The organism is Phaeodactylibacter xiamenensis, from assembly GCF_965229835.1.
Classification (GTDB): domain Bacteria; phylum Bacteroidota; class Bacteroidia; order Chitinophagales; family Saprospiraceae; genus Phaeodactylibacter; species Phaeodactylibacter xiamenensis.
In genome coordinates this window covers 1,555,387-1,578,856 of the sequence record NZ_OZ245931.1, presented here as the reverse complement: position 1 = coordinate 1,578,856, position 23,470 = coordinate 1,555,387, and the positions used below count along the sequence as shown (strand labels likewise).

Here is a 23,470-nt window from a genome sequence, read left to right as displayed (position 1 = left end):
ATATGAAGTACATCATTTACATCTCCCTTTTTTGTATGGCCGGGCTGGCTTTGATGCCAGCCTGTACTACTTCTGAGGCGGCTGAAAGCCCTGCCAGCGAGCCCGTAGACTACGTGAGCTACGTCAATCCGCTCATGGGCACCGATTCCGAATTCAGCCTGTCCAATGGCAATACCTATCCGGCGATTGCGATGCCCTGGGGCATGAATTTTTGGACGCCAATGACTAACAAAATGGGTGATGGCTGGACCTATCAGTACGATGCGTATAAAATCCGGGGCTTCAAGCAGACCCATCAGCCCAGCCCCTGGATTAATGACTATGCGGCTTTCTCCCTCATGCCGGTGACGGGCACGCTGAAATTTCAGGAAGAGGAGCGGGCGTCCTGGTTTTCGCACAAAGCGGAAGTGGTACAGCCACATTATTACAAGGTATACCTTGCCGACTACGATGTGGTGACCGAGATGGCCCCAACGGAAAGGGCGGTGCAATTTCGCTTTACTTTCCCGGAAACAGACTCGGCGTACATTCTGCTCGATGGCTTCTTCCGGGGCTCCATGGTGAAAATTTTGCCGGAAGAGCGGAAGATCATCGGCTACTGTCGCAACAACCACGGTGGCGTGCCTGACAATTTCCACAACTACTTTGTAGCGGAGTTCGATAAGGATTTTTCCGTCCACCACACCTGGGGCGATGGCTGGCAGCTTATGCCGAATACCCTGGACAGTGAAGGCGATCACGTTGGGGCAATCGTAGGCTTTGCAACGGAGCGGGGCGAGCAGGTAAACGTGAAGGTGGCGTCTTCCTTCATCAGCCCCGAGCAGGCACAGCGCAACCTCGATCAGGAAATCGGCAGGGCTACCTTTGAAGCTATCAAACAAGCCGGTCACGACCGCTGGCAGGACGAGCTGAGCCGCATCAAAGTGTCAGGCGGAAAAGAAGCCGATATACAGACCTTCTACTCTTGTCTGTACCGGTTGCTCCTGTTCCCGCGCACTCTGCACGAAATTGATGAAAACGGGCAAATCATACACTACAGTCCTTATAACGGAGAAGTCCGCCCCGGATACCTCTACACCGACAACGGTTTTTGGGATACTTTCCGGGCGGTTTTTCCTTTTTTTAACCTCATGTACCCTGAGCTGAACAGCCGGATCATGCAGGGGCTGGAAAACACTTACGTGGAATCGGGCTGGCTGCCGGAATGGGCAAGCCCCGGGCACCGGGATTGTATGATTGGTTCGAATTCAACGCCTATTATCGCTGATGCCTACCTCAAAGGCGTGGAAGGGTATAATGCGGAATTGCTGCTCGATGCCATGCTCAAGAATGCTGATCAGGATGAAGGGCGCCCCGTACAGTCAGTTGGGCGGGCCGGTGTGGATTACTACAACAAGCTGGGGTATGTGCCCTACGATGTGGGGATCAATGAAAATGCGGCCCGCACCCTGGAGTACGCCTACGCAGACTTCACCCTGGCGGAGATGGCCCGCGCCATGGGCAAGACGGAAGTGGCCAAACGCTTTTATCAGCAAAGTCAGCGTTACCGCAACCTCTTTGACCCGGAAACCGGGTGGATGCGCGGTAAATTGGAGAACGGTGCATTTCAATCACCCTTCAATCCGCTTAAGTGGGGCGATGCCTTTACGGAAGGCAACAGCCTGCACTATACCTGGTCGGTCTTTCATGATATTGCGGGCCTGATGGAATTGATGGGCGGGGAGGAAGCCTTCGCAGCCCGGCTCGATGAGGTGTTCACCATGCCTCCTAAGTTTGACGACAGCTACTACGGCTTCACCATTCACGAAATCCGGGAGATGCAGATTGTCAATATGGGTAATTATGCGCATGGCAATCAGCCCATACAGCACATGATTTACCTGTACAATTTTGCCGGTCAGCCCTGGAAGGCACAGGCCCGGTCCCGGGAAGTCATGGAAAAGCTCTATCAACCCGCACCCGATGGGTACTGTGGCGATGAGGACAACGGGCAGACTTCCGCCTGGTTCGTCTTCAGCGCTATGGGCTTCTATCCGGTATGCCCGGGCACGCCTCAGTATGTGCTGGGCAGCCCGCTTTTTGAGTCAGTGGAGCTGCAGTTGGAGAATGGCAATACCTTCCGGGTCAGTGCTGCGGGCAACAGCCCCGAAAATATCTATATACAGCAGGCGAGCCTCAACGGCAAGCCTCATCCTTATACCTGGCTGGACTACGATGCAGTGCAGGCTGGAGGAGAACTGCAATTCCAAATGGGCGCAGCCCCCAACCGGGAATGGGCTACCGATGCTGCCGCCCGCCCGTACTCATTATCTACCGATCCGGAACTGGAAAACTACCTGAAATGATACGCTTGTTTATAGCCCTCCTGGCACTAGGGATTTGGAATACTGCGAAAGCTCAGCAGCGCCCCAACGTCATCCTCATTTACACCGATGATCAGGGCACCCTCGATATGGGCTGCTACGGCGCCCCGGATTTGTACACGCCCAATATGGATGCGCTGGCAGCAAGCGGCGTGCGTTTCACGCAATTTTATGCGGGCTCCTCGGTCTGTTCTCCCTCCCGGGCGTCCCTGCTGACCGGGATGACGCCCACTAAAGCCGGGTTGAACAACAACGCTACCTCACAGCCGGGCGCTCACGAAGGGCTGCCCGGAGAAGCCTTCACGCTGGCAGAGGCCCTAAAGGCAGAAGGTTACCAAACCGCACACATCGGCAAATGGCACCTGGGCTATCAGCCTGATAAAATGCCAAACGCCCAGGGATTCGACTATTCTTTTGGGCACATGGGCGGCTGCATTGACAACTATTCCCACTTCTTCTACTGGAACGGCCCCAACCGGCATGACCTCTGGCGAAACGGGGAAGAAGTCTGGCACGATGGGGAATTCTTCCTTGACCTGATGGAGCAGGAAGCCCACGATTATATCCGGGCGCACCGGCAGGCGCCTTTCTTCCTGTACTATGCCATCAATATGCCGCATTACCCTTTGCAGGCTAAATCGCAGTGGCGGGAATACTATGCGGATTTGCCATCGCCCCGGAAAGAATATGCCGCATTCATCAGCACGATTGACGAGAGCCTGGGCGGCCTGATGGATCAGTTAGACCGCTACGGGCTTCGGGAAAACACCATCGTTATTTTACAGTCCGACCACGGGCACAGCACCGAAGTCCGCACCTTTGGGGGCGGGGGCTACGCGGGCCCTTACCGCGGCTGTAAGTTCTCCTTATTCGAAGCAGGCATCCGTGTGCCGGCTATGATTAGCTATCCTAAGGCAATTCCTGCCGGGCTGGTACGGGATCAAATGGCGGCGGGCATGGACTGGTTTCCGACCGTACTGGATTATGCAGGCGCGGAAAATATTTCCGGTCACCTGGAAGGCCGGTCTCTACGAGATGTCCTTGAAAAAGATGCTCCCTCACCCCATGAACATCTGATTTGGGAAGGCCCCCACCGGTGGGCGGTCCGCAAAGGCGACTGGAAGCTGCTGTATGCCCCCATTGACCCGGCAGGCAACACAGATGCGCCCTGGGAGCCGGTTGCGGATGGACTTTTCTTAGTCAACCTGACGGATGATGCTGGGGAGTCAGAAAATGTGATAGACCAATATCCTGAGAAGGGGGAAGAGCTTAAAAAAATATACCAGAAATGGTCGGAAGAAAAATAGCCGTACTTCATGCTTTGCCAGCAAGGTTTCTGAAAGCATCAACCCCAACCGGACCAATGAGCCTGCGAGGATATATTATTCTACCGCCGCAAGGGTGACAAATCCAATATAATTCCACCAAATTTCTTTGGGAGCATCGGTAAAATTCATACTTTTGATTAACCGCTAAACCGGTTTAGCAAAAATTAAAGACTGGTTTGGTGTGATGCTAAGAAAGCATCATGATACAAGTCAAAAAAGCCATCCGAAATGTCAACATTGAAATCCTGTTGCTTTGCTGTTCTTTGCACCGCCCTGTTTTTTAGCTGTGAGCAAGCGTCTACTACAGACCCAACGCTGACAGCCGCCACCCTGCCGGAAGTAGTAGATTTCAACTTCCACATCAAGCCCATCCTGTCCGACCGCTGTTTTAAGTGCCACGGGCCGGACGAGGCTACCCGGGAAGGCGGGCTGGGGCTGCATACCGAAGCCCATGCTTTCGCAGCATTGGGCAAGGCGCAAGACCACTACGCTCTGGTGCCTGGCAATCCGGAGCAGAGTACCCTCATACAGCGGATTTATACCGATGACCCGCAGGAAATCATGCCGCCTCCGGAATCTAACCTGACCCTTACCGAACACGAAAAAGCGCTGCTGCGCCAGTGGGTGGAGCAGGGGGCAGAGTGGAAAAAACACTGGGCGTTCCTGCCTCCGGAAATGCCTGAAGTGCCCGAAGCCGGGGCGGGCTGGGCGCAGAATGAGATCGATCACTTTGTTTACGCCAAACTGCAGGAACAGGGGCTGCAGCCTTCCTCAAAAGCGGAAAAAGCCAAGCTCATCCGCCGTCTCTCCTTTGACCTGCGGGGCTTACCACCTACATTGGAAGAAATCGACGCATTCGTTGGGGACGACCGCCCGGATGCCTGGGCGCGCCTGGTGGATACCTTTCTCAACTCCACCGCCTACGCTGAGCGCATGGCCCTGGACTGGATGGACATCGCCCGGTATGCCGACACCCACGGCTATCAGGATGACTTCGAGCGGGTGATGTGGCCCTGGCGTGATTGGGTTATTCATGCTTTCAAGGAAAATATGCCCTACGATCAGTTCGTCACCTGGCAGCTGGCCGGTGATCTGCTGCCGGAGCCTACCCTCGAGCAGCGTATCGCCACCGGGTTCAACCGCAATCATAAAATTACGGCCGAAGGGGGCGTTATTGATGAAGAATACAGGGTAGAGTATGTGGCGGACCGCGCACAGACCTTAGGCACTGCTTTTCTTGGACTGACTATGGAGTGTGCCAAATGCCACGACCATAAGTACGACCCTATCAGCCAAAAGGACTATTTCAGCCTCTACGGTTATTTCAATACCATCCCGGAGAAAGGCTTTGTAGGGCAGCTCAATCAGAACTTCCGCTATGCGCCCAAGCCATCGGTCCGGATCACGCAGGAAGAGATAGAAGGCATTGTCACCTTCATCAACAACCGGGACAGCCTGCCGTACATTGACCTGATGGTGATGGAAGAGCAGGAACAACCACGCAAGACCTATATCCTCAACCGGGGCAAATACGATCAGTACGGAGACGAGGTACAACCTGCCGTTCCTGCACAGCTGCCTCCAATCCCGGAAGGGGCGCCCAATAACCGGCTGGGCCTGGCGCAGTGGCTGTTTACTCCGGAGAATCCCCTGACCGGCAGGGTAACGGTAAACCGGCTCTGGCAGCAGCTGTTTGGAACGGGCATCGTAGCCACCCCCTTTGATTTTGGCAATCAGGGCGCGCTGCCTACGCACCCGGAGTTGCTGGACTTCCTGGCCATCAAGTTCCGGGAGGAGGGCTGGGATGTCAAAGCTATGCTCCGCTATATGGCGCTTTCGGCTACCTATCAGCAAACCGCAGCGGCCAGCCCTGAACTGCTGGAACAAGACCCCGAAAACCGCTGGCTGGCCCGTGCGCCCCGCCTGCGGCTCCAAGCCGAGATGATCCGGGATCAGGCATTCGCAGTCAGTGGACTGCTCAATGAGGAAGTGGGCGGCCCAAGTGTCAAGCCCTATCAGCCGGCAGGGTTGTGGGAAGAAACCACCGGAGGCGGAGGCGGAAGTACAGCCCGCTACATGGTCAGTGAGGGCCCCGACCGCTACCGCAAAAGCTTGTATACTTTCTGGAAACGTACCGTCCCCCCGCCTGGCATGCTGATTATGGACGCCCCTTCCCGCGATCTGTGCTCTGTCAAGCGGCAGGAGACCAATACGCCCCTGCAGGCTTTGCTGCTGCTCAATGACCCGCAGGTGCTAGAAGCCAGTAAAGCACTTGCGCTGCAGGCCTGGGAACAGGGTGGGGCAGATGCTGCAGAGCGAATTGCCTTCATGTTCCGTGCTGTTACCTCTGCCAGTCCGGAAGAAGCAGAGCTGCAATTGTTGCTGGATTACTTTGAAGAAGAGCGGGCGGCTTATACGGAAAAGCAGGAAGAGGCAAAGTCTTATCTGTCGGTTGGGGCTTACACCCTCCCGGACACCCTGCCGCTTGCAGATATGGCCGCCTACACCCTGGTGGCGAACACTATTTTTAACCTGGACGAGGCGATCACTCGTGGCTAAAACAATGACCAATGAATCCATTCGAAGAACGATCCTTACAACTGAACCGCCGCGCTTTCCTCTCCAAAACCGCCTTAGGGCTTGGGTCTGCCGCTTTGGGCTCTTTGCTCGGGCTGCGCTGCTTCCGGGCCAATGACAAAGGCATTATTACCGAATCCGGGCAGGGGATAGAAGGCGTACTGAAAGCCCTGCACCATCCGGCGAAAGCCAAGCGGATTATCTACCTGTTCCAAAGCGGAGGGCCTTCACAGCTCGAATTGTTTGATTATAAACCCTTGCTGCAAAAGCGGCGTGGTGAAGACCTTCCGGAATCCGTCCGGCAGGGGCAGCGCCTGACGGGCATGACCTCCGGGCAGGACAGCTTCCCGTTGGTGGGCTCTCAGTTTGGCTTTCAGCAGCATGGGCAGAGTGGTGCCTGGATTAGTGACCTGCTGCCTTATACCTCCAAGATTGCCGACGAGCTGTGCATCGTAAAGTCCATGTACACGGAGGCGATCAATCACGACCCGGCCATCACCTTCTTCCAAACCGGATCTCAGCAGCCGGGGCGGCCAAGTATTGGCTCCTGGCTGAGTTATGGTTTGGGCAGCGATAATGAAAATTTGCCTGCCTTTACCGTACTCCTGTCCCGGGGTACCGGCCGCCCGAACGGACAGCCGCTCTATTCCCGCTTGTGGGGCAACGGCTTTTTGCATTCCCTGCATCAGGGCGTGCAGTTCCGGGCAGCGAAAGACCCGGTGCTTTACCTCAATGACCCGGCGGGGCTGGGGCGTTCCGGACGTCGTAAGATGCTGGATAAACTGGAAGCCCTCAACAGCATGCACCACGAAGAAACACAGGACCCGGAAATTCAAAGCCGGATCGCGCAATACGAGATGGCCTACCGGATGCAGACTTCCGTGCCTGATGTGATGAGCGTAGAGGACGAGCCGGACTACATTTACCAGATGTATGGCCCGGATGCGATGACGCCCGGCACCTACGCAGCCAACTGCCTGCTGGCCCGGCGGCTGGCCGAGAAGGGCGTCCGCTTCATTCAGCTCTACCACATGGGCTGGGATCAGCATGAAAACCTGCCCACCGCCATCGCCAAACAAGCCAAAGATGTGGATCAGGCATCCGCTGCACTCGTGATGGACCTCAAACAGCGGGGCATGTTGGATGACACTCTGATCATCTGGGGCGGAGAGTTCGGCCGCACCAATTACTCACAGGGCACACTCACCGATACCAACTACGGGCGCGACCACCACCCCCGCTGCTTTACCATGTGGATGGCAGGAGGCGGCATTAAGCCCGGTATCGTATACGGCGACACCGATGATTTCGGCTACAACATCACTGAAAACCCGGTGCATGTCCACGATTTTCAGGCTACGATGCTACACCTGCTGGGCATCGATCACGAACAACTGACCTACAAATATCAGGGGCGGCGCTTCCGGCTCACTGATGTGGAAGGGCATGTGGTTAAAGACCTGTTGGCATGATGAAAAGACGTGAATTTCTCAAAAGCAGCCTCTGGGCAGCGGCTGGTATGGGGCTGGTTTCCTGGACGAGCCGGGGCGAGCTGGTACTCGGGCATGGCGACTTCAGGTATAAAGTTGACCTTAACTGGGGCGCGCTGAATGCACAGTTTTACCCGGTGAAAGACTGCCACGAACTGGTACAGGACAAGCAGGGGCGGATCATTTTGCTGACCAATCACACCCGCAACAACGTCCTGATCTATAATCGTGATGGCCGGCTTTTAGATGCCTGGGGTACCGATTTTCCCGGAGCCCACGGCCTGACGCTCAAAGATGAGGGCGGGGAGGAGTTCCTCTACATCACTGATACGGAGCGGCACGAGGTGATTAAGACTACGCTGAACGGGAGAGTCGTCTGGGCCTGGGCGTACCCTAAAGCATCCGGGGTTTATGATTCCCCCTCCCAATATATCCCCACGGAAACAGCAGTGGCGGATAATGGTGATGTGTATATAGCCGATGGATACGGCAGTCAGTACATTTTGCATTACAATCAAAAAGGCGAGCTGCTGAATGTCTTTGGAGGCAAAGGCGAGGGCGAGGCGCAGTTCCTGAACGCCCACGGTATCTGCATCGACCAACGCGGGCAGGCTCCGGAATTGCTCATCACCGCCCGTCAGCAGAATCAGTTGAAGCGCTTTGGTATGGATGGCGCGCTGAAAGGGGTCATCGATCTGCCCGGTGCATACATTTGCCGCCCCGTGGTGCACGGCTCTAATGTGTACCTGGCCACGATCTGGTCGGGCGATGGCAGCAGCGGTACCGGGTTTGTTTCGATTTTGGATGAACATAACCGGCTGGTCTCTGCACCCGGCGGCGTGGCTCCTGTCTATGAAGAGGATCAGCTCCGGCCGATGTATCAGGTCTTGCGCGTCTTCACGCACCCCCACGATGTATGCGTGGACGAGGATGAGAATCTCTACGTAGCGCAGTGGAATGCCGGATTTACCTATCCCATAAAACTTACCCGGGTATGAGGCGCATGTACTTTATATTTTTGATGCTATGTAGCGGGCTGGCTTTAGCGCAGCCCCGGATACAACTGAGCCCGCCCCAGGCTGTAGTGGATTCGGTGTTTTTTACTGAAACCACAACGGTACGCCTGGAACTGGATTACCCCGGCGTGGAGCTGCGGTATACCCTGGATGGAAGCCCGGTGGGTTCAAACAGCTCTGTTTACAAAGGGCCGCTTGCTTTATCTCAATCGGCTACCGTTAGCGCAAAAGCTTTTCACCCGGACTTTGAAGACAGCCCGCAAGTGAGTATAGCTGTTCGCAGCCTGAAATACAACCAGCCGCTAAGCATTACGAATGCCACCCCAAGGCCCGCGCCTCAATACACCGGAGCCGGCTTATCTGCTTTGACCGACCGCCAAAAAGGCGCCCTGAATTTTGCAGCTACCCCCAAGGCATGGCTGGGTTGGGAAACAGATACCCTGCGCATGCAGTTGAATGCCCCGGAAGCCGGAAAAGCCAATATGCTGGTATTCAGTCTGCTGGACAATGCCGGTGCCTGGATTATGCCCCCGGCGGTTGTAAAAGTTTATGATGCCGGAGAACAGATTGGGCAGATTGAAACTGCACGCCCTGAGCCTGGTGGGCCTACACAGTATCACTTTTTGGAGGTGCCACTGAAACCCCGGAGCTCTGATACCCTGGAGGTCCTTGTGCTTGCCCGGCAGTTGCCCGATTGGCACGATGGTGCCGGCCGACCGGCCTGGATTTTTCTGGATGAAATTTTGCTGACTCAAAAGCCCTGATCATGGACGTTCTTTCCATCAATTTAGCCCGTTTGCACCCACTGATTGTTCACCTGCCTATCGGCTTCCTGTTGCTGGGAATGCTAATGGAGGGGCTGCAACGATGGCAGAAACACAATAACTACCAACCGGCCATTGGGCTTTCCCTGCTGCTGGGCACGCTGGCTTCCATAGTGGCAGCGGCTACCGGCTGGTGGCTGGCGGAGGAAGGAGGGTATGAGGAAAACCTCCTGCAGTACCACCGTTGGTTAGGGATTGCAACTACAATCAGTGCCCTGCTGCTCTTCCTCGGGCATCTGGAATTTACCCGATTGCTGACCAAACTGTACCCCTACCTGCTGTGGGTTTGTGGCTTGGCTTTGTTCGCTGCCGGGCACTTCGGCGGTGCAATGACCCACGGTACCGATTACCTTTTCGAAAAACCGTCAGCGCCCCAAACGGTGGAAAACATCGAAGAAGCGCTGGTCTACGACCTCATCATACAACCCATCATGGACCAAAAGTGCACCGGCTGCCACAAGCCTTCCAAATCAAAGGGCGGGCTGGTCCTCACCGATCAGGCGGGGCTAATGGCAGGAGGCGATAGCGGGCCGTTGTTCAATACCGCAGTGCCGGCTCAGAGCCTTTTGCTGGAGCGCGTGCATTTGCCGATGGAAGTGGAGGAGCACATGCCTCCGGAGGGCAAACCTCAATTGTCAGCGGGCGAAATCCAACTGCTGGAATGGTGGATGGGCAATGGTGCCTGTTTCGACTGCAAGGTGAAAGATATGGAGGACAGAGCCGCGGTAGCCACTCTCCTGGAAGCTTATCAGGCCCCGGCAGATCACTGGGCGAAGCTGGATTTACAGCCTATGCCGCTTGAAACGGTCCAACAACTGAATGCACAAGGCCTGCGTGTGGCACTAGCTGCGGAAGAAAGCCCCTTTTTGCTGGTGGATATGGCGCGGGATACGGCGATCATTGCCCGTAGTTTTGCGCCCCTTCGCAAGTATGCTGACCGGGTCATTGAACTTCACTGTGGGCACAGTAACTTTTCGGATCAGCTGTCGGATCAGCTCGCAGCGTTTACCAACCTGAAAAAGCTCCAGCTGCAAGGCACCCGGATTACGGATGCGGGGCTGGGCTTTCTGGCGGAGCTGCCTCACTTGCAGGTGCTCAACCTGTACGGGACGGCCGTGACTGATGCAGGGCTGAAGGCAATCGGGCAATTGCCGGAGCTGAAGCAAGTCTACCTGTGGCAAACGGCCGTTTCTGATGCCGGGCTGACCGAATGGAAAGAGGCGCACCCGCAGGTGGTTGTGCAACAGGAAGCAGACCGGGAAGTCTTCGGGACGGCTGCGCTTAACCCACCTCTGCTGGAGGCCGCTTCCACGCTATTCCATGACTCCATCGTCGTGCGGGCTATCTCCAACTTTAAAGGCGTAGAGGTGCGCTACACCATTGACGGAACGCCTCCGGGACCTGGCTCGCCCCTCTTCCCGGATTCTCTTATCCTGCGAAAGACCGCAGAGGTGCAGGCCTTTGCCGTAAAGTCAGGCTGGAATGACAGCGAGGTGTCCTCCGCCCGATTTGTGAAAGCCGGGCTACGGGCGAAAACAGGGCGACTGCTCAATCCCCCTTCCGGGAAATTTCAGGCAAATGGAGGAGCATCCCTGGTCGACTTGCAAAAAGGCACAGCAGTCTTTACAACTGGCAACTGGTTGGGGTACGAAGGGGAGCACATGAGCGCGGTGATGGAATTGCCGGAGCTCACCTCCGTTAATGAAGTCACCATTAGCGCTTTGTCCAGACCGGTCAGCTGGATTTTCTTCCCGAAAAGCGCCGTCGTCTCCGTCTCTGCGGATGGGCAGCAGTTCCGGGAGGTAGGCAGGGCAGACTGGCCAACGATTGATAAGGAAGTGGTTGAAACGGAGCTGAAATACTTCCCGATCGCATTTGATCCGGTGGAGGCCCGCTATGTGAAAGTGGAAGTCCGCAGCCCCTTGCGCAACCCGGACTGGCACCCTAATCCGGGCGGCAAAAGCTGGATTTTCCTGGATGAGATTTTATTGTCCGGACCTGAGGAAGTTTTTGATCACGGAGGGATTAGCGCTTCCACCGATTATAAAACCACGAAGTAAAACTACTTTCGGCTAAAAACTTCCGCAACCGGTATCTCCAGTTCCTTCAGGATCTCCGAAGTGAGTTGGCTACCGGGTGCGAAAGGGCGTGACCCCGCGTATCGGCCACTGCTGTCCGGACGGTAAACGGTAATCGTTTGCTCATAAGGGTGAACAATCCAATATTCCGGGACGCCAGCGGATTCGTAGATGGTAAATTTTTCTTCGGTATCCTCCTTGTTATTACCCCGGGAGAGGATTTCAATAATCAGGTCCGGAGCGCCCAGGCAGCCCCGGTCATCAATTTTTGAGGGGTCGCACACCACCAGGATATCCGGTTGGACCACTGTTTCTATCTCTTCATCTGACAGGGCGGTGGAGCTTTTTCTTCTCCGGCTGGACAGGGGCGTATCAGATGGGATGATGAGCCGGACATCATAGGGCGCATGCCGGACTTCACATTCCTTTTGCCGCAAGTGATACCATATTGTCCCATGAAGAAAACTGCTGATCCGCTGATGTTCATCGCTGGGGGCGGGCGCCATTTTGCGTACATACCCCCTTAATAGCTCCACCCGCTCCCTGAGGTTCCAAGTCAGGTAGTCCGCGTAAGAATACTTTTTGTGCAAATCCAGTTGGTCCAATGAGGTAATCATAGGCGTGGGTTATGCTGTTCGCAAGATATTACGATCCTGTTTCAATAGCAATACGCAAATCTACTCCACCTTCAATCGCACCCCGGCTGAATGGCTGCTGAATTCCGGCGCGTACATGCACTGCAGGCGCGCCATGCCGTTGGTGAAATCCCCGCGATGGCTGACCCGCAGCGGGTATTCCAGCGTATAGGTTCCTTTAGGCAGGTACGAAATAAAGAAGTCGGTAGAGGCATCCCGGGTACTTTGGTAATAGCCGAGTCCTCCCTGCCATTGATACCGGCTAAGTACATTGACCGGCTCCAGGCCACTTGCCCGCATGTCCTGCAGGTGGACGTACTCCATCGCCCGGTCCACCTTGATATCGATGCGCACCACAAGCTTATCGCCAGGTTGCAGCGCCATTTCGGGCGTGACCGGTACCAAAATGGGGCCGGTGTCGCTTAGCTCTTCCCGGTAGAGCGTACGGTTCATCACCAGCGGTGTGGACTTGAAGGTTTCCACTTTATCCAGGTCTTCAAAGTACTGCCAGTAGGCGGCACCCCAGGCAATGCCGGGGTTAGGGTTGTCCACCTTGATTTGACGGAAGCCCGGCTGAACAGCTTTGCCGTCCCATTGGGTTTTGAAATAACCAGTGCCTGCCTCAGCGTTTTTTTGCGCTTCTGTGAGTTGTGCCTGGTAGACATCTTTATCCAGCTTCGGGAAGGAGACCTGCACGGGCTCGTCGTAAGCCAGCCAGTTTTCGCCGAAGCGGAGCATAGCGTAGACCGCACTGGCAGTGGCCTTGGTAGTCTCCCAGTGGTTGGTCTGTTTGTTTTTTAGCAGCCACACTTTGAGTTGCTCCACCGCTTCCTCATCCTTAGCAACGGTAGCGAAGGCCTCGATGAGCATGGCATGGGTTTCAATTGGCAGCTGATACCAATAGAAGCCATAATCGTACTTCCAGTACATGCCCATTTCCTCGTTGTGCAGGGCACGCTCGCGCAGGGACTTCATGACTTTGGTGGCTTGTTCCGGCATATCCTGCTTTTGGAAGACCACTGCCAGCATAGCCTGTTCGTAGAGGTTGCGCTCTAACCACTTATCCTCAGCCTGGTTCAGGTAGAAGTTGAATGCCTCCTTCGCAGTCCCGGAAAGTTCCTGATCAGCGGTAAGGGATCGGGTGTAGAGGTAGTGAATGGCGATATTTGGCAGCAGGCTATCCTTTCTGGCCATAGCCTTAGTGTAGTAATCTGCCATTTCTTCATCGACAAAGGCGAGGCCGCGCTCCATGATGTTCCGGGCGTTGCGGTCATTCGCAATGTCTTCTACGCCAAGCAGCTGCAGCCGTGCCAAGCCTTCCACCAGGTACTGCGTGATGTACCAGCTTTCGCGCCCGCCGGGGAACCAGGAGAACCCACCGTTAGCGGATTGGCGTTCTTTGAGCTTATTCAGGGCCTCCGCTTTTTCGTACCCCATGCGGTTGAGGTCGAACAGCAGGCCGATGCGTTTGCGCTGTGCGGTTTCGCTTTGGGCATTGCGTACCCAGGGCGTCTGCTCCAGAATGATGTTTTTCAGGTCCTGGTTTTGCTCCAGTTCGCTTAGCAGGGCATCGGTTGAGCGCCACTGCTCGAACACACGCTGCACTTCCGGGTACTGATTCGCCACGGACGAGGCCAGGCTGTTGGCGTAGTAGCGGCTGAAAATTTGCTCAGTGCATTCGTGGGGGTACTCCATGAGGTAGGGGAGTGCCTTCACTGCGTACCAGGCCGGGTTGGAGGTGAACTCCAGGGTGAACTGATGCTGCTGTAGTGTTTTGGACTGCTGCGCCTTTTTCATGGCGCTAAAGTCGAAGGTCTTACTTGCTGCCCCACTGATCGGCAGAGGCATCGTTTCCGTGACGAGGGTCCGGTTGGTCAGCACCGGCAGGGCACTTTCTTCCCCATCGGCATAGCTGCCGGCCTCAGCTGTGACCCGGTGGACGATCGCGCCGGTGAAATCTTCCGGCACTTCAAGCATCCACGAAAGCCCCTGTGACTGCCCTGCTTCGGCCGTAAAGGGCTGCTCCTGATCGGTATTTCCAAACAACGCATCAATGGGCTCCATGCTCACCGCATCGAACAATTGAAGGCGTGCGGTGCCCTGCAATGGTCCTTCCGACAGGTTGCTCACCTTAGCGGTAAAGGCAATGCGGTCGCCCTGACGCACAAAGCGGGGCGCGTTGGGCTGTACCATCAACTGCTTTTGCGTGACCACCTCCTGCTCCGAAAGGGCATACTGCAGGGAGGTCGTATGGGCAAAGGCCAGGAATTTCCAGCGCGTAAGGGCTTCGTTCATTTTGAACTGCAGAATGATATTGCCCGCCTCATCGGTACGCAGTTGCGGAAAGAAAAAGACCGTTTCCTTTAGGTTGCGGCGGATGACTGGCTCGGGTTTAGGGGCTTCCGGTTCGGCATTAGCCATCGTATCGGCTTCCGGTGCTGCCATAGCGGCTTCCGGAGCGGCGGCAGTTTTTTCTACTGATTTAGAAGAGTAATTGGCTATCTGATCACTGAATTCGACAGCTCCGTCATCAAAAGCCCGCGATTCGGCCATTACAGGTACATTCCCCCGGGCAAACCTATACCAACGGTTCCAATTGTGCCAGTCGAGCTCCCGGTACTGCCGTGCATCAGCGCTAAAGTAAGCCCCTCTGTTGTAGAAAAAGGAACGGCCATAGTCGGCTGAAAAACCCTGCTGTGCCCAGTTCGAACGGCTGTAAGCACTTGGGAAAGGGCTGAAATGCCAGTTGTGCATGCGGTAAGCATCCAGCGAAGCATCATACATGCCCGCCACCAATTCCGCCGCTACTGCTTCCTTCTCCGGGCCGCTGATTTTGAGCTCCCATGTTTCTTCCGCTCCGGGCAGTAGCTTATCCCGGAAGGTCTGATAGGTGATTTTGAGTTCCTTGTTGCTCCAGGGCACCGTGATTTGCTGCTGGAATTTGAAGAAGCGGTTGTACTGCATACCCTGAATATGGAGGAATAAATTGCCCCGGTCTTTTTCCTCAATCTTCTGGTTGATCCGTTGCCAGCGCGCTGCTTTCAGCCATTCCTGCCGGATCGTTCCACTGCGGTCTTCTACTTCGATCAGGTAGGGGATTTCCGCTGTGGCGCTGCCCAGCAGGTGCTGGTAGGTGTCGCCGGGTTGGAAAGGGCCTTCTTTAGCTGACTTTTCCCAGGCTACCATGCCATCGGGCAGGCGTTGTTTTTTGCTGTCAAACAGTGCAAAATACTTGATGGACTCTACCGTTTCGCCGCTTTCGTCCCGCAGACGGAGCGTGGCGCGGTAGTGGCCGGTCTTCCAGCCGGAAAAATTAAGGAAGAGGGTGTCTTGGCCATTGACTTCTACCGATTCTTCGAAAACAGTACCTGTGGTTTTCCAGTTTCGCTGCTCATTTTCATCTGCATAGGGCAGGTGAGGAAAACGCTGTACAAATTCTGCCTCCTCCAGCAGGTAGTAGTCCGGGCGTTCCCAGTAGCGCTCCACCAGCGCGCGTGGCGGCGGTGCCAGTGCGGTTATGATTAGATCACCACCGGCAGCAGTAGGATTGCCATCGAGGTTTTGGGCATAGAGCTGTAGTGCCATCATGGGATCAGCCAGGTCTGCCTGAGCCGGGAGGTCCATTTCAGCCTTGAGCTGCAGGTAGCCCAGGCGCACGGATCGGGTAGCGGATCGGGTCTCACCATTGGCATCGGTAACATCCACTGTTACGGTATAGGTGTATTCCGGGCGGTTGTCGGGGCTGATGGTGGGGTCAGGCAGCGCAGGGAATTCGATGGAGAAGCTGCCGTCAGGACCTGTTTGTGCAACGCCATTCGCGATTTCCATACTACTGCTGCTTGGCATACGGTACCACCAGGAAGACCAGGGGAAACGGGCATTGCGCTCCACCCGGTAGGTGACTTTTGCCCCATCAATTACGTTGCCGGCGTAGGCTTTGGCCATACCGGAAACCGTTACGATGTCGCCCAGTCCCGGCTGGCCATCCAGCGGTTGGAGCTCCACTTCAAATTTGGGGCGTTTGTATTCTTCTACAGAGAAAAAATGCGTACTTCCTCCCGGGCTGGACTGTATAGACATTTGCCCCAGCAGGCCACCCTGCGGTGCCGTGAAGTTGCCCTGTACAGTACCAAATTCGTTGGTTTCCAATTCCAGGGTTTCCACTTCCTGCCGGTTGGCATCCCGGAATGTCAGCGTGATGGACTGATTGGGCAGGATAGCCGGGAGGTCATTCGCGTCTTTGGTTAAAGCAAGGGCTTTGAAGTAGATGGTTTGCCCGGGCCGGTAAATGGAGCGGTCCAGGAAAAAATGAGTGGTTTCTGTCCGGATATCTCTGTCGTAAGACTGGTAATTAGAGAAGCCCCGGCCCAGGATTTGCACATCTGCGCCGCGTGTGAGCTGTATGACAAATGACTGCCTGTCGTCACCGGGAAGGGAAGCCATGCCCATGGCGTTGGTTTGGGCTTTGCTATGCGGGACAAGCTCCTGCTGATTTTTCCGTCGATTGTACCGGGTGGTGAAGAACTGTAGTTCCACGCCAGCCAGGGGCTGCCCATTCTCCCGGTGGGCGACCAGTATTTGGTTGTCGGCACGTTGATAGAGTGCGCCCAGTTCAGAAATGCTGAAAAAAGCCGCACTAACTTCAGCAGCCTCATCAAAATCTTCATTGGTAGCATAGAGGAGGGCGTAACTGCCGAACCCTTGCCCGTCAAGGGCAAATTCGGTTCGGTGCTGTTGCAGGTCGCCTTCATCCGGTAGCTTGAAGTGTCCCTCAAGCCGTGGCGCTTTGCTTTTCAGGATTTCGAGCGTTTCTTCCCCCCGGTTGCGCTCTAGTTGGAAGGCATCTTCCGGGGCAAGGGGGATGAGCCGGTAGTATAACGAATCCGTATTTCGGTAGGTGAGGGAGAAGAGCATCGACTGGTTAGGAAGGTAAACTTCTTCAGCCTGTAGGGTAAGTTGTTGGTCCAGAAGCTTGGCCTGTAGGTTTTTAATGGGTTGAGCCCAATAATGGTCGGGGTAGTTCTTGAGCGCCTTAGTTGTCAAATCCAGGGCCTCCTTTGCTTTCCAGCGGTGCGTGGTATCGCCAAAGGGTTGGTAACTTTGCCCAAGTTGCTGATAATGCTGCGCTAAAGCATACCAGGCCTGCATAACTTCAGGTGTGCCCTGATATTGCTCAATAGTGCGTTGCAGGGCCTGGGTATACAGGGATTCTTTTTCGGCATTGACCAGCTTTTGGTAAGCAAACTGCAGGCGTTTGAGGTCCAGGTCGAGCAAAGCCGCAGCATTGTCATTCTCCAGCCGCACACGCAGTAAGTTTTGCAGGAGATGGAGTACCTGAAGGGTATACGCTGCTGAGTCTTGTCCGCTGAAGCTGGTTTCGACAAAAGTTTGGGCAGGAGCGAGAGCGGCTTCCTCCCGGAGTACGTACTTGTACACCGGTTCGTTGAGGTACGACTGGTCGTTGGAGAAGTAGTCAATAGCCCGGTGCATGAGGAAGTCGTAAAGCGTTGGGCGCAGCCCTTCGGTAGCCGGGCTGCTGGGGGTGGTGATGGGCGCCCATTCTTCAATGGGGATGTTGAGTAAACCCTGGCCCTGTACAGACAAAAGGTATTGCTTTGCCGTTTCATCCAACAGGTCACGGGTAGTCCAGAGGCTGATATCCTCCGGGCGTTCTCCGGAAATGGTGGTACGCTGACTGATTGTCCAGCGGTTTTCCTCCAGGTAGCGCTGATACAGGCCCGCCAGCAAGGTATGGAGCACCGGTTTTACAGGAAAAGAAGCCGAATCGGCTTCCGATTGCACACGGCGGATCGCTTCCGCCAAGCCTTCTTCTTCGATTTGGCTTTGGAATTTATTGAGGTAGATGATGGTTTTGACCCATTCGGCTGGTTCATCATCCGCTTTAGCTTGCTGGTAGAGTGCTTCGGTGGCCTCAAGTGCCGACCGGGGCAGGCCATTCTGCTCCAGCGAGTCTATTTTGGCCCAGGCATCGGCGTATGGGCTGTTGTCGTTCATAACTGGTTTTGGCGTTTGGGAAAATAAGGGGGCGGAGCACAGCAGTGCGGCGAAAAGCCCCGAAATAATGCGTTTTAACATAGAATTTGTCTTTTGGGAAGGCGGGGTGCTGAATAATACCGCCCGTTACCTTACTAATACGCAGCAAGGCAGGGCCGAATTACATAAATGTAGGGAAAATGTGGCGAATAGCCTGTGGAAAAGGTAGGGAAGGGGAGAAGTGAATGTAAATACCGGAGCGGCGTAAACCTTTACGCCGCTCCGGTAACCGAGATATTACCGGATCATCGTGACTAATCCGTCAATCATAAAGGACCGGCGGAGGTCGTCCAGGTAGTTTTGTGCAGCTGCCTTTTGGGGGAATGCAGCAATGACTACTTTTTGGAGCCCGTTGGAATCCATGATAAAGACATTGCTTAATCCTTTAGCCTGCAACTCTTCTACCTGGCGGGCAGCATTTTCTGCATTTCGGTAGGAGCCGACTTGCACAGCGTAGCCCTGAGTGCCGCGTGGTAGGGTCGTGGCTGAGGTGCTGCTACCGGAAGAAGTTTGTGCCGCGCCCGGCGCACGGCTGGCGAGTGAGCCACCGACCTGTCCGTACGATTGGGGCTGATTAGTGGGGTAGCCACCCTTTGCAGTCAGGTTCGCATTGTTGCTGTAAGGCTCGGTGTAGGTCCTGCCCGATTGTGTAGGCTGGCTGTAAGCCATGTTTTCATTGCTGTAAGCCCGCCCAACCGGTGGTGCGGAATTGTAAGCGGAATAACGGTTAGTACCCCCCTTCGCCGTGTAGTCAGAAGTATTGGTACTGCGGCTGGCATAGCTGTTTTGAGTGGCAGCTGCCGGGTACTGAGGCTCATAGGAAGAGGAACTGTAAGCGGGCACACGGTTACTCCGGCTGGCGTAGCTATCGTAGGATTGGGGGGCTGACCGGGCGGTGGTTTGAGCAGTCAGCTGGCCCCCTCTGGGGTTTTGGTCAGAATGGCCGACCGGCTCTATGCGGACCTGAGCTTTACCATCTCTGAGCAGCCCAATATCCATTGCTGCCGCTTTGGAAATATCAATCATAAGGCCCTCTACGAACGGGCCGCGGTCATTGACCCGCACCACGGTAGACAGGCCGTTATCCAGGCGGGTTACCTTTAGCAAGGTGCCTTTAGGGTAAGTTTTGTGCGCAGCCGTGTATTCTTCGCGCCGGTATACCTCGCCCATAGCGGTAATGCGGCCGTGAAGATAGTCGGCATAGTAGACCGCTGTACCAGTCTCGCTGTTGTTGGAGGAAGAAGCGTAACGGCTGCTGTATTGCTGTGCCGATAAGCCTGTCGTCATCAGGAACAGGCCGAAAATCATGTAGAAGCGCATATGCGTTTTGTTTAGTGGACTTTGTTTTAAGAGCTTGTTTGGATTTTACACTTCGGGCTGCTCTTGCCAAATTTTGTCCTGCTCTTCGTTGTTCTTCGGTCACGTAGCTAAGGCTATGCTCCCTCATCACGCCTTGATCAGAATAAAATTTGGCTTCGTTCGCTTCAAAAGCAAAATCCCAACAAGCTCTTAACAAACAAGAAGTTGGTTAAGATCATATTAACATTCAAAATCGGCAATAAATTGTTGAGGGTCAAGTTTTTTTATACGTTTTATTCCAATTTCAGCGTTTCCTGCACGGTCTGCTCTCCAAATTGGATCTCCAGGCTGTAATTCCCCCTGTATAAATAGGCATTGCCGTTGTCCATGACTTTGATACGGACCGGCTTCTCGTCTGACTTTCTGTCTTTATTTAGTGTTTCATTATACTCATCCAGAATTTCCTCGCTAATTGTAAGGCCGTAAGCAATATAGTTTAGCCCTTTTGAAAGTTGAACCTCAAAATTTTGCAGCTCCAGACTGTCCGGGGTGGAAACTGTTACGGAAGCCTTACCTGGCCTGTTGGCATACACCGGAATTTGCGCCTCGGGTATGGTCTGCTCCCAAACCGACTTTTTGCCCCAATTGGAGCGGTACCGGATGGGGTCAGGCGGGAAGGCGTGGAGTGCCTTTGCCATCAGGCTGCTGTCCAGTTGCTGGAGCTCTTTAATGCGCCCGACGTAAATGGACCGGCCGTGGGTGCCCACCACCAATTCCTTAGCAGTATTTTGAATCGCCAGGTCATGGACGGCTACGGCAGGCAGGTTGTTGTCGAGCAGCATAAAGTGCTTGCCTTTGTCCAGGGAAATATACAAGCCATGATCTGTACCTACGTAGAGCAGCTCAGGGTGCTCCGGGTCTTCCCGAATGACATTTACCGGCTCCAGAGGCAGGTCTGTTCCAATACGCTGCCAGGTACTTCCATAGTCTTCTGAGACGTAGAGGTAAGGCGTGAAGTCATCCCACCGGTAGCCATTCAGTGCTACATACACCCGGCTTTTCTGATGGGCAGAGGCTTGCACCCGGCTCACCCACAAATCTCCGGGCAGGTTACTGGTGATGTTGGACCAGCTAAAGCCTCCGTCCCGGCTCAGGTGCACCGTCCCGTCATCAGAGCCAGTGTACAACAGCCCGAATTGCAGGGGCGATTCATGAATGCTGCTGAGGGTACCATAGGGCACATCGCCGGTAACTCCGCCCTGTGTGAGGTCTCCGGAAATTTCTTCAAAATGCTCACCCTGGTCCATAGAGCGCAGCATTTTATGAGCGCCCATGTACAGAATATCGGGATTATGGATGGACAAGTGGATAGGCGCCTGCCAGTTCCAGCGGTAGGGGCGCTCTCCCAGGTCGGGCTTAGGCGTAATGTAGGTGGTTTTTTCTGTGGAAGTGTTGATGCGGAAATAGTTGCCAAACTGGAACCCGGTATACACGGTTTGGTTGTCTCTTGGATCAATGGCGACCTGCATGCCATCCCCGCCCATGATTTCCTTGTAGGGATACTGCCCGGTGGCGTGCCAGCGATCGCTTGCTTCATAAGTGCTGGGGCCCATCCAAACACCGTTGTCCTGTAGTCCTCCGTAAATCCGGTAGGGCTCGGCATGGTCAACGGCAACCGTATAAAATTGTCCGACAGCCGGGCTGTTACATTTGGCCCAATGCGCACCGTTGTCGTAGGAAATATTGATGCCACCATCGTTGCCCAGAATAAGGTGCTCCGGCCGGTTGGGATTAATCCAAAGGGCGTGGTGGTCGGCATGTACGTTGTCTTGCATGATATTGGTCCAGGTCTTACCGCCATCATCGGAGCGTAGTACGGGTACGCCCATCACGAAAATCTGATTAGGGTCCTGTGGGGCCACCCGGATTTGCCCAAAGTAATAGCCGTAGGAATTGTAGACCTGATCGATATAATCATCGTGAGTTTTCTTCCAGGTCCGCCCGCCGTTATCGGAGCGGTAGACTTCCAGCCCGATGACTGGGGTGTCAAAGAGCAGGGAGTTGGCATCCTCCACGTAGGCCACCAGGTCCTGTGGAGTGATTTCATCTGTTTTGACCATTTCCAGTACCGTCTCCAGGTCGTATTTTTTAGGGAAGCCATTGCTGCGCAGGTAGGCTTTGATTTGATAGGGTGGGAGTTCGAGGAAAGCTTCTTTGGACATGGTGCGCAGTTCAGCCTTAGTCAGTTCATCTTCTTTTTCCTTAGCGGGGCGGCGGCCGTAGTTGTCGATAGCGGCGTAGAGTATGGTGTTGCCATCTGCCTGTATGATATCAAGGCCGATGCGCCCGGCACCTTCGCCGGTAGGAAATCCGCTGTTGATGTTCGTCAGGCGGGTCCAGGTATTGCCTCCGTCCGTACTTTTGTAAATGGCAGATGCTGCACCGGACTCCACGAAGTTCCAGGCTCGCCGTTCCCGTTGCCAGGTGGCGGCGTAAAGCACGTCAGGGTTGCCCGGCTCCATGATGAGGTCAACCACACCGGTTTCCGGGCCGGCGTAGAGGGTGCGGTCCCAGGATTTGCCACCATCAGTGGTTTTATAAAGACCCCGTTCGGGATTGGAAGAATAGAGATGTCCAAGGGCAGCTACCCAGGCGATATTCGGGTCATCGGGGTGCAGGAGGATGCGGCCAATGTGATGGGTCTCCGGCAGGCCGAGGTGTGTCCAGGTTTTGCCCTCATCGGTACTTTTGTAAATGCCGGTGCCTGCATAGGAAGAGCGGCTGGCATTGACTTCTCCCGTGCCTACCCAGATGGTGCCGGTTTTCCAGTCCACTGCGATGTCTCCAATCGTCATGACCACTTCCTTTTCAAACAAAGGCGTGAAAGAAAGGCCGTTGTTTTCCGTTTTCCAGAGCCCCCCGGAGGCATAAGCGACGTAAAAATGGGTGGGGTCTTCCTCCCAAACGTCAATATCGGCCACGCGCCCGCTCATCACGGTTGGGCCCACATTGCGAAATTCAATAGCATTGGCGATGGAAGCGTCCCGAAGAGACTGCCGTTGGGCATAACTTTGGATACGGGATTGGGCGGGAGTGGCAGGAACCGGGTTTTGGGCAAACACCACATTGAGGGCAAAAAGGCAGAGGGTGAAAAGGGTAAACCGCATGTTTTAGGCGAAAGATAAATAAAATCTCTGCATTCAGGGGCAAATCAAAATACCCCGGACAACTAAGGTTGCCCGGGGTAAGGGTCGGGTGAATGATCTACAAGAACGGATTACACACGTGGAATATCTTCCTTTTTGTCTGGCAGGTTTTCAAAGTGCTCCATGCCTTCAATGTCCAGATGCAGGTCATTAAGATCGCTGAACTTCAGCAGACCTTCCAGACTGAGCAGGATGAAGTTGTCCTGTCCGTGAACGGTCAACAGGACGTTGGTGACCTTTTTATTTTCCTCCCGGATGTAGAGCCCCACATCTTCATGGCCTTCGCGCACCCGGAAGAGCTCTTCGAAGCCGTTTTTGCGCATGTTCTTCAGCAGCTTTTGGTACTCCTTCGGCGTGACGAGGTTGCCATCGTCCATCGTCAGGATGCGCAGCTGAGTGATTTTATCAATGATTTTTTCTGCACCTTCTGCTTCCTCCGCATTGATTTTCAGCTTGAGTAGCCAGCCTTGGATGTCGATATGGCTGACCTGATCCTGGTCTTTGTACTGATCATAAAACTCAGAGATGAAATGAGTTTGGCTCATGCCAAATACCGGAATGAGGGCCAACAGGCACAATAGAATGAAATCTCGCATGATA

12 protein-coding genes are annotated in these 23,470 nt (G+C 54.8%); 7 read left to right on the top strand and 5 right to left on the bottom strand.

The window, feature by feature from the left end:
• Positions 1-2: 2 nt before the first annotated feature.
• The 7 genes from ACO08I_RS05780 (at position 3) to ACO08I_RS05750 (ending at position 11,658) form a co-directional block, all read left to right on the top strand.
• Positions 3-2,345 (top strand): GH92 family glycosyl hydrolase, encoded by a 2,343-nt coding sequence (locus tag ACO08I_RS05780; RefSeq protein ID WP_421948780.1) that lies wholly within the window; start codon positions 3-5, stop codon positions 2,343-2,345.
• Complete coding sequence (locus ACO08I_RS05775) at positions 2,342-3,670, top strand: sulfatase (RefSeq protein WP_421948779.1); 1,329 nt, start codon at positions 2,342-2,344, stop codon at positions 3,668-3,670. Before ACO08I_RS05780 ends, ACO08I_RS05775 begins: the two co-directional genes overlap by 4 nt.
• 249 nt (positions 3,671-3,919) lie before the next feature.
• The gene (locus tag ACO08I_RS05770; protein WP_421948778.1) at positions 3,920-6,250 is read left to right on the top strand and encodes a PSD1 and planctomycete cytochrome C domain-containing protein; all 2,331 of its coding nucleotides are present in this window, start codon (positions 3,920-3,922) and stop codon (positions 6,248-6,250) included.
• A gap of 11 nt (positions 6,251-6,261) precedes the next feature.
• Positions 6,262-7,740 carry a DUF1501 domain-containing protein gene (locus tag ACO08I_RS05765; protein ID WP_421948777.1) on the top strand — a complete coding sequence of 493 codons (1,479 nt, stop codon included), beginning with the start codon at positions 6,262-6,264 and terminating at the stop codon, positions 7,738-7,740.
• Entirely contained in the window at positions 7,737-8,756 is a 1,020-nt protein-coding gene (locus ACO08I_RS05760) for a 6-bladed beta-propeller (protein ID WP_421948776.1), read from the top strand. Before ACO08I_RS05765 ends, ACO08I_RS05760 begins: the two co-directional genes overlap by 4 nt.
• On the top strand, positions 8,753-9,538 hold the full coding sequence (locus ACO08I_RS05755; RefSeq protein WP_421948775.1) for a chitobiase/beta-hexosaminidase C-terminal domain-containing protein: 786 nt from the start codon (positions 8,753-8,755) through the stop codon (positions 9,536-9,538). Before ACO08I_RS05760 ends, ACO08I_RS05755 begins: the two co-directional genes overlap by 4 nt.
• A gap of 2 nt (positions 9,539-9,540) precedes the next feature.
• Positions 9,541-11,658 (top strand): c-type cytochrome domain-containing protein, encoded by a 2,118-nt coding sequence (locus ACO08I_RS05750; RefSeq protein WP_421948774.1) that lies wholly within the window; start codon positions 9,541-9,543, stop codon positions 11,656-11,658.
• Positions 11,659-11,660: 2 nt separating this feature from the next.
• Here the strand turns inward: ACO08I_RS05750 and ACO08I_RS05745 are convergent, their stop codons facing one another.
• The 5 genes from ACO08I_RS05745 to ACO08I_RS05725 form a co-directional block, all read right to left on the bottom strand.
• The gene (locus ACO08I_RS05745; RefSeq protein WP_421948773.1) at positions 11,661-12,293 is read right to left on the bottom strand and encodes a Uma2 family endonuclease; all 633 of its coding nucleotides are present in this window, start codon (positions 12,291-12,293) and stop codon (positions 11,661-11,663) included.
• Positions 12,294-12,353: 60 nt separating this feature from the next.
• Complete coding sequence (locus ACO08I_RS05740) at positions 12,354-18,326, bottom strand: alpha-2-macroglobulin family protein (RefSeq protein ID WP_421948772.1); 5,973 nt, start codon at positions 18,324-18,326, stop codon at positions 12,354-12,356.
• A gap of 276 nt (positions 18,327-18,602) precedes the next feature.
• On the bottom strand, positions 18,603-19,685 hold the full coding sequence (locus ACO08I_RS05735) for a septal ring lytic transglycosylase RlpA family protein (RefSeq protein WP_282777235.1): 1,083 nt from the start codon (positions 19,683-19,685) through the stop codon (positions 18,603-18,605).
• Between the two features lie 272 nt (positions 19,686-19,957).
• Positions 19,958-22,831: a WD40/YVTN/BNR-like repeat-containing protein gene (locus tag ACO08I_RS05730; protein WP_421948771.1), complete on the bottom strand. Its 2,874-nt coding sequence runs from the start codon at positions 22,829-22,831 to the stop codon at positions 19,958-19,960.
• A gap of 110 nt (positions 22,832-22,941) precedes the next feature.
• Positions 22,942-23,466 carry a DUF4252 domain-containing protein gene (locus ACO08I_RS05725; protein WP_044228553.1) on the bottom strand — a complete coding sequence of 175 codons (525 nt, stop codon included), beginning with the start codon at positions 23,464-23,466 and terminating at the stop codon, positions 22,942-22,944.
• Positions 23,467-23,470: the final 4 nt, after the last annotated feature.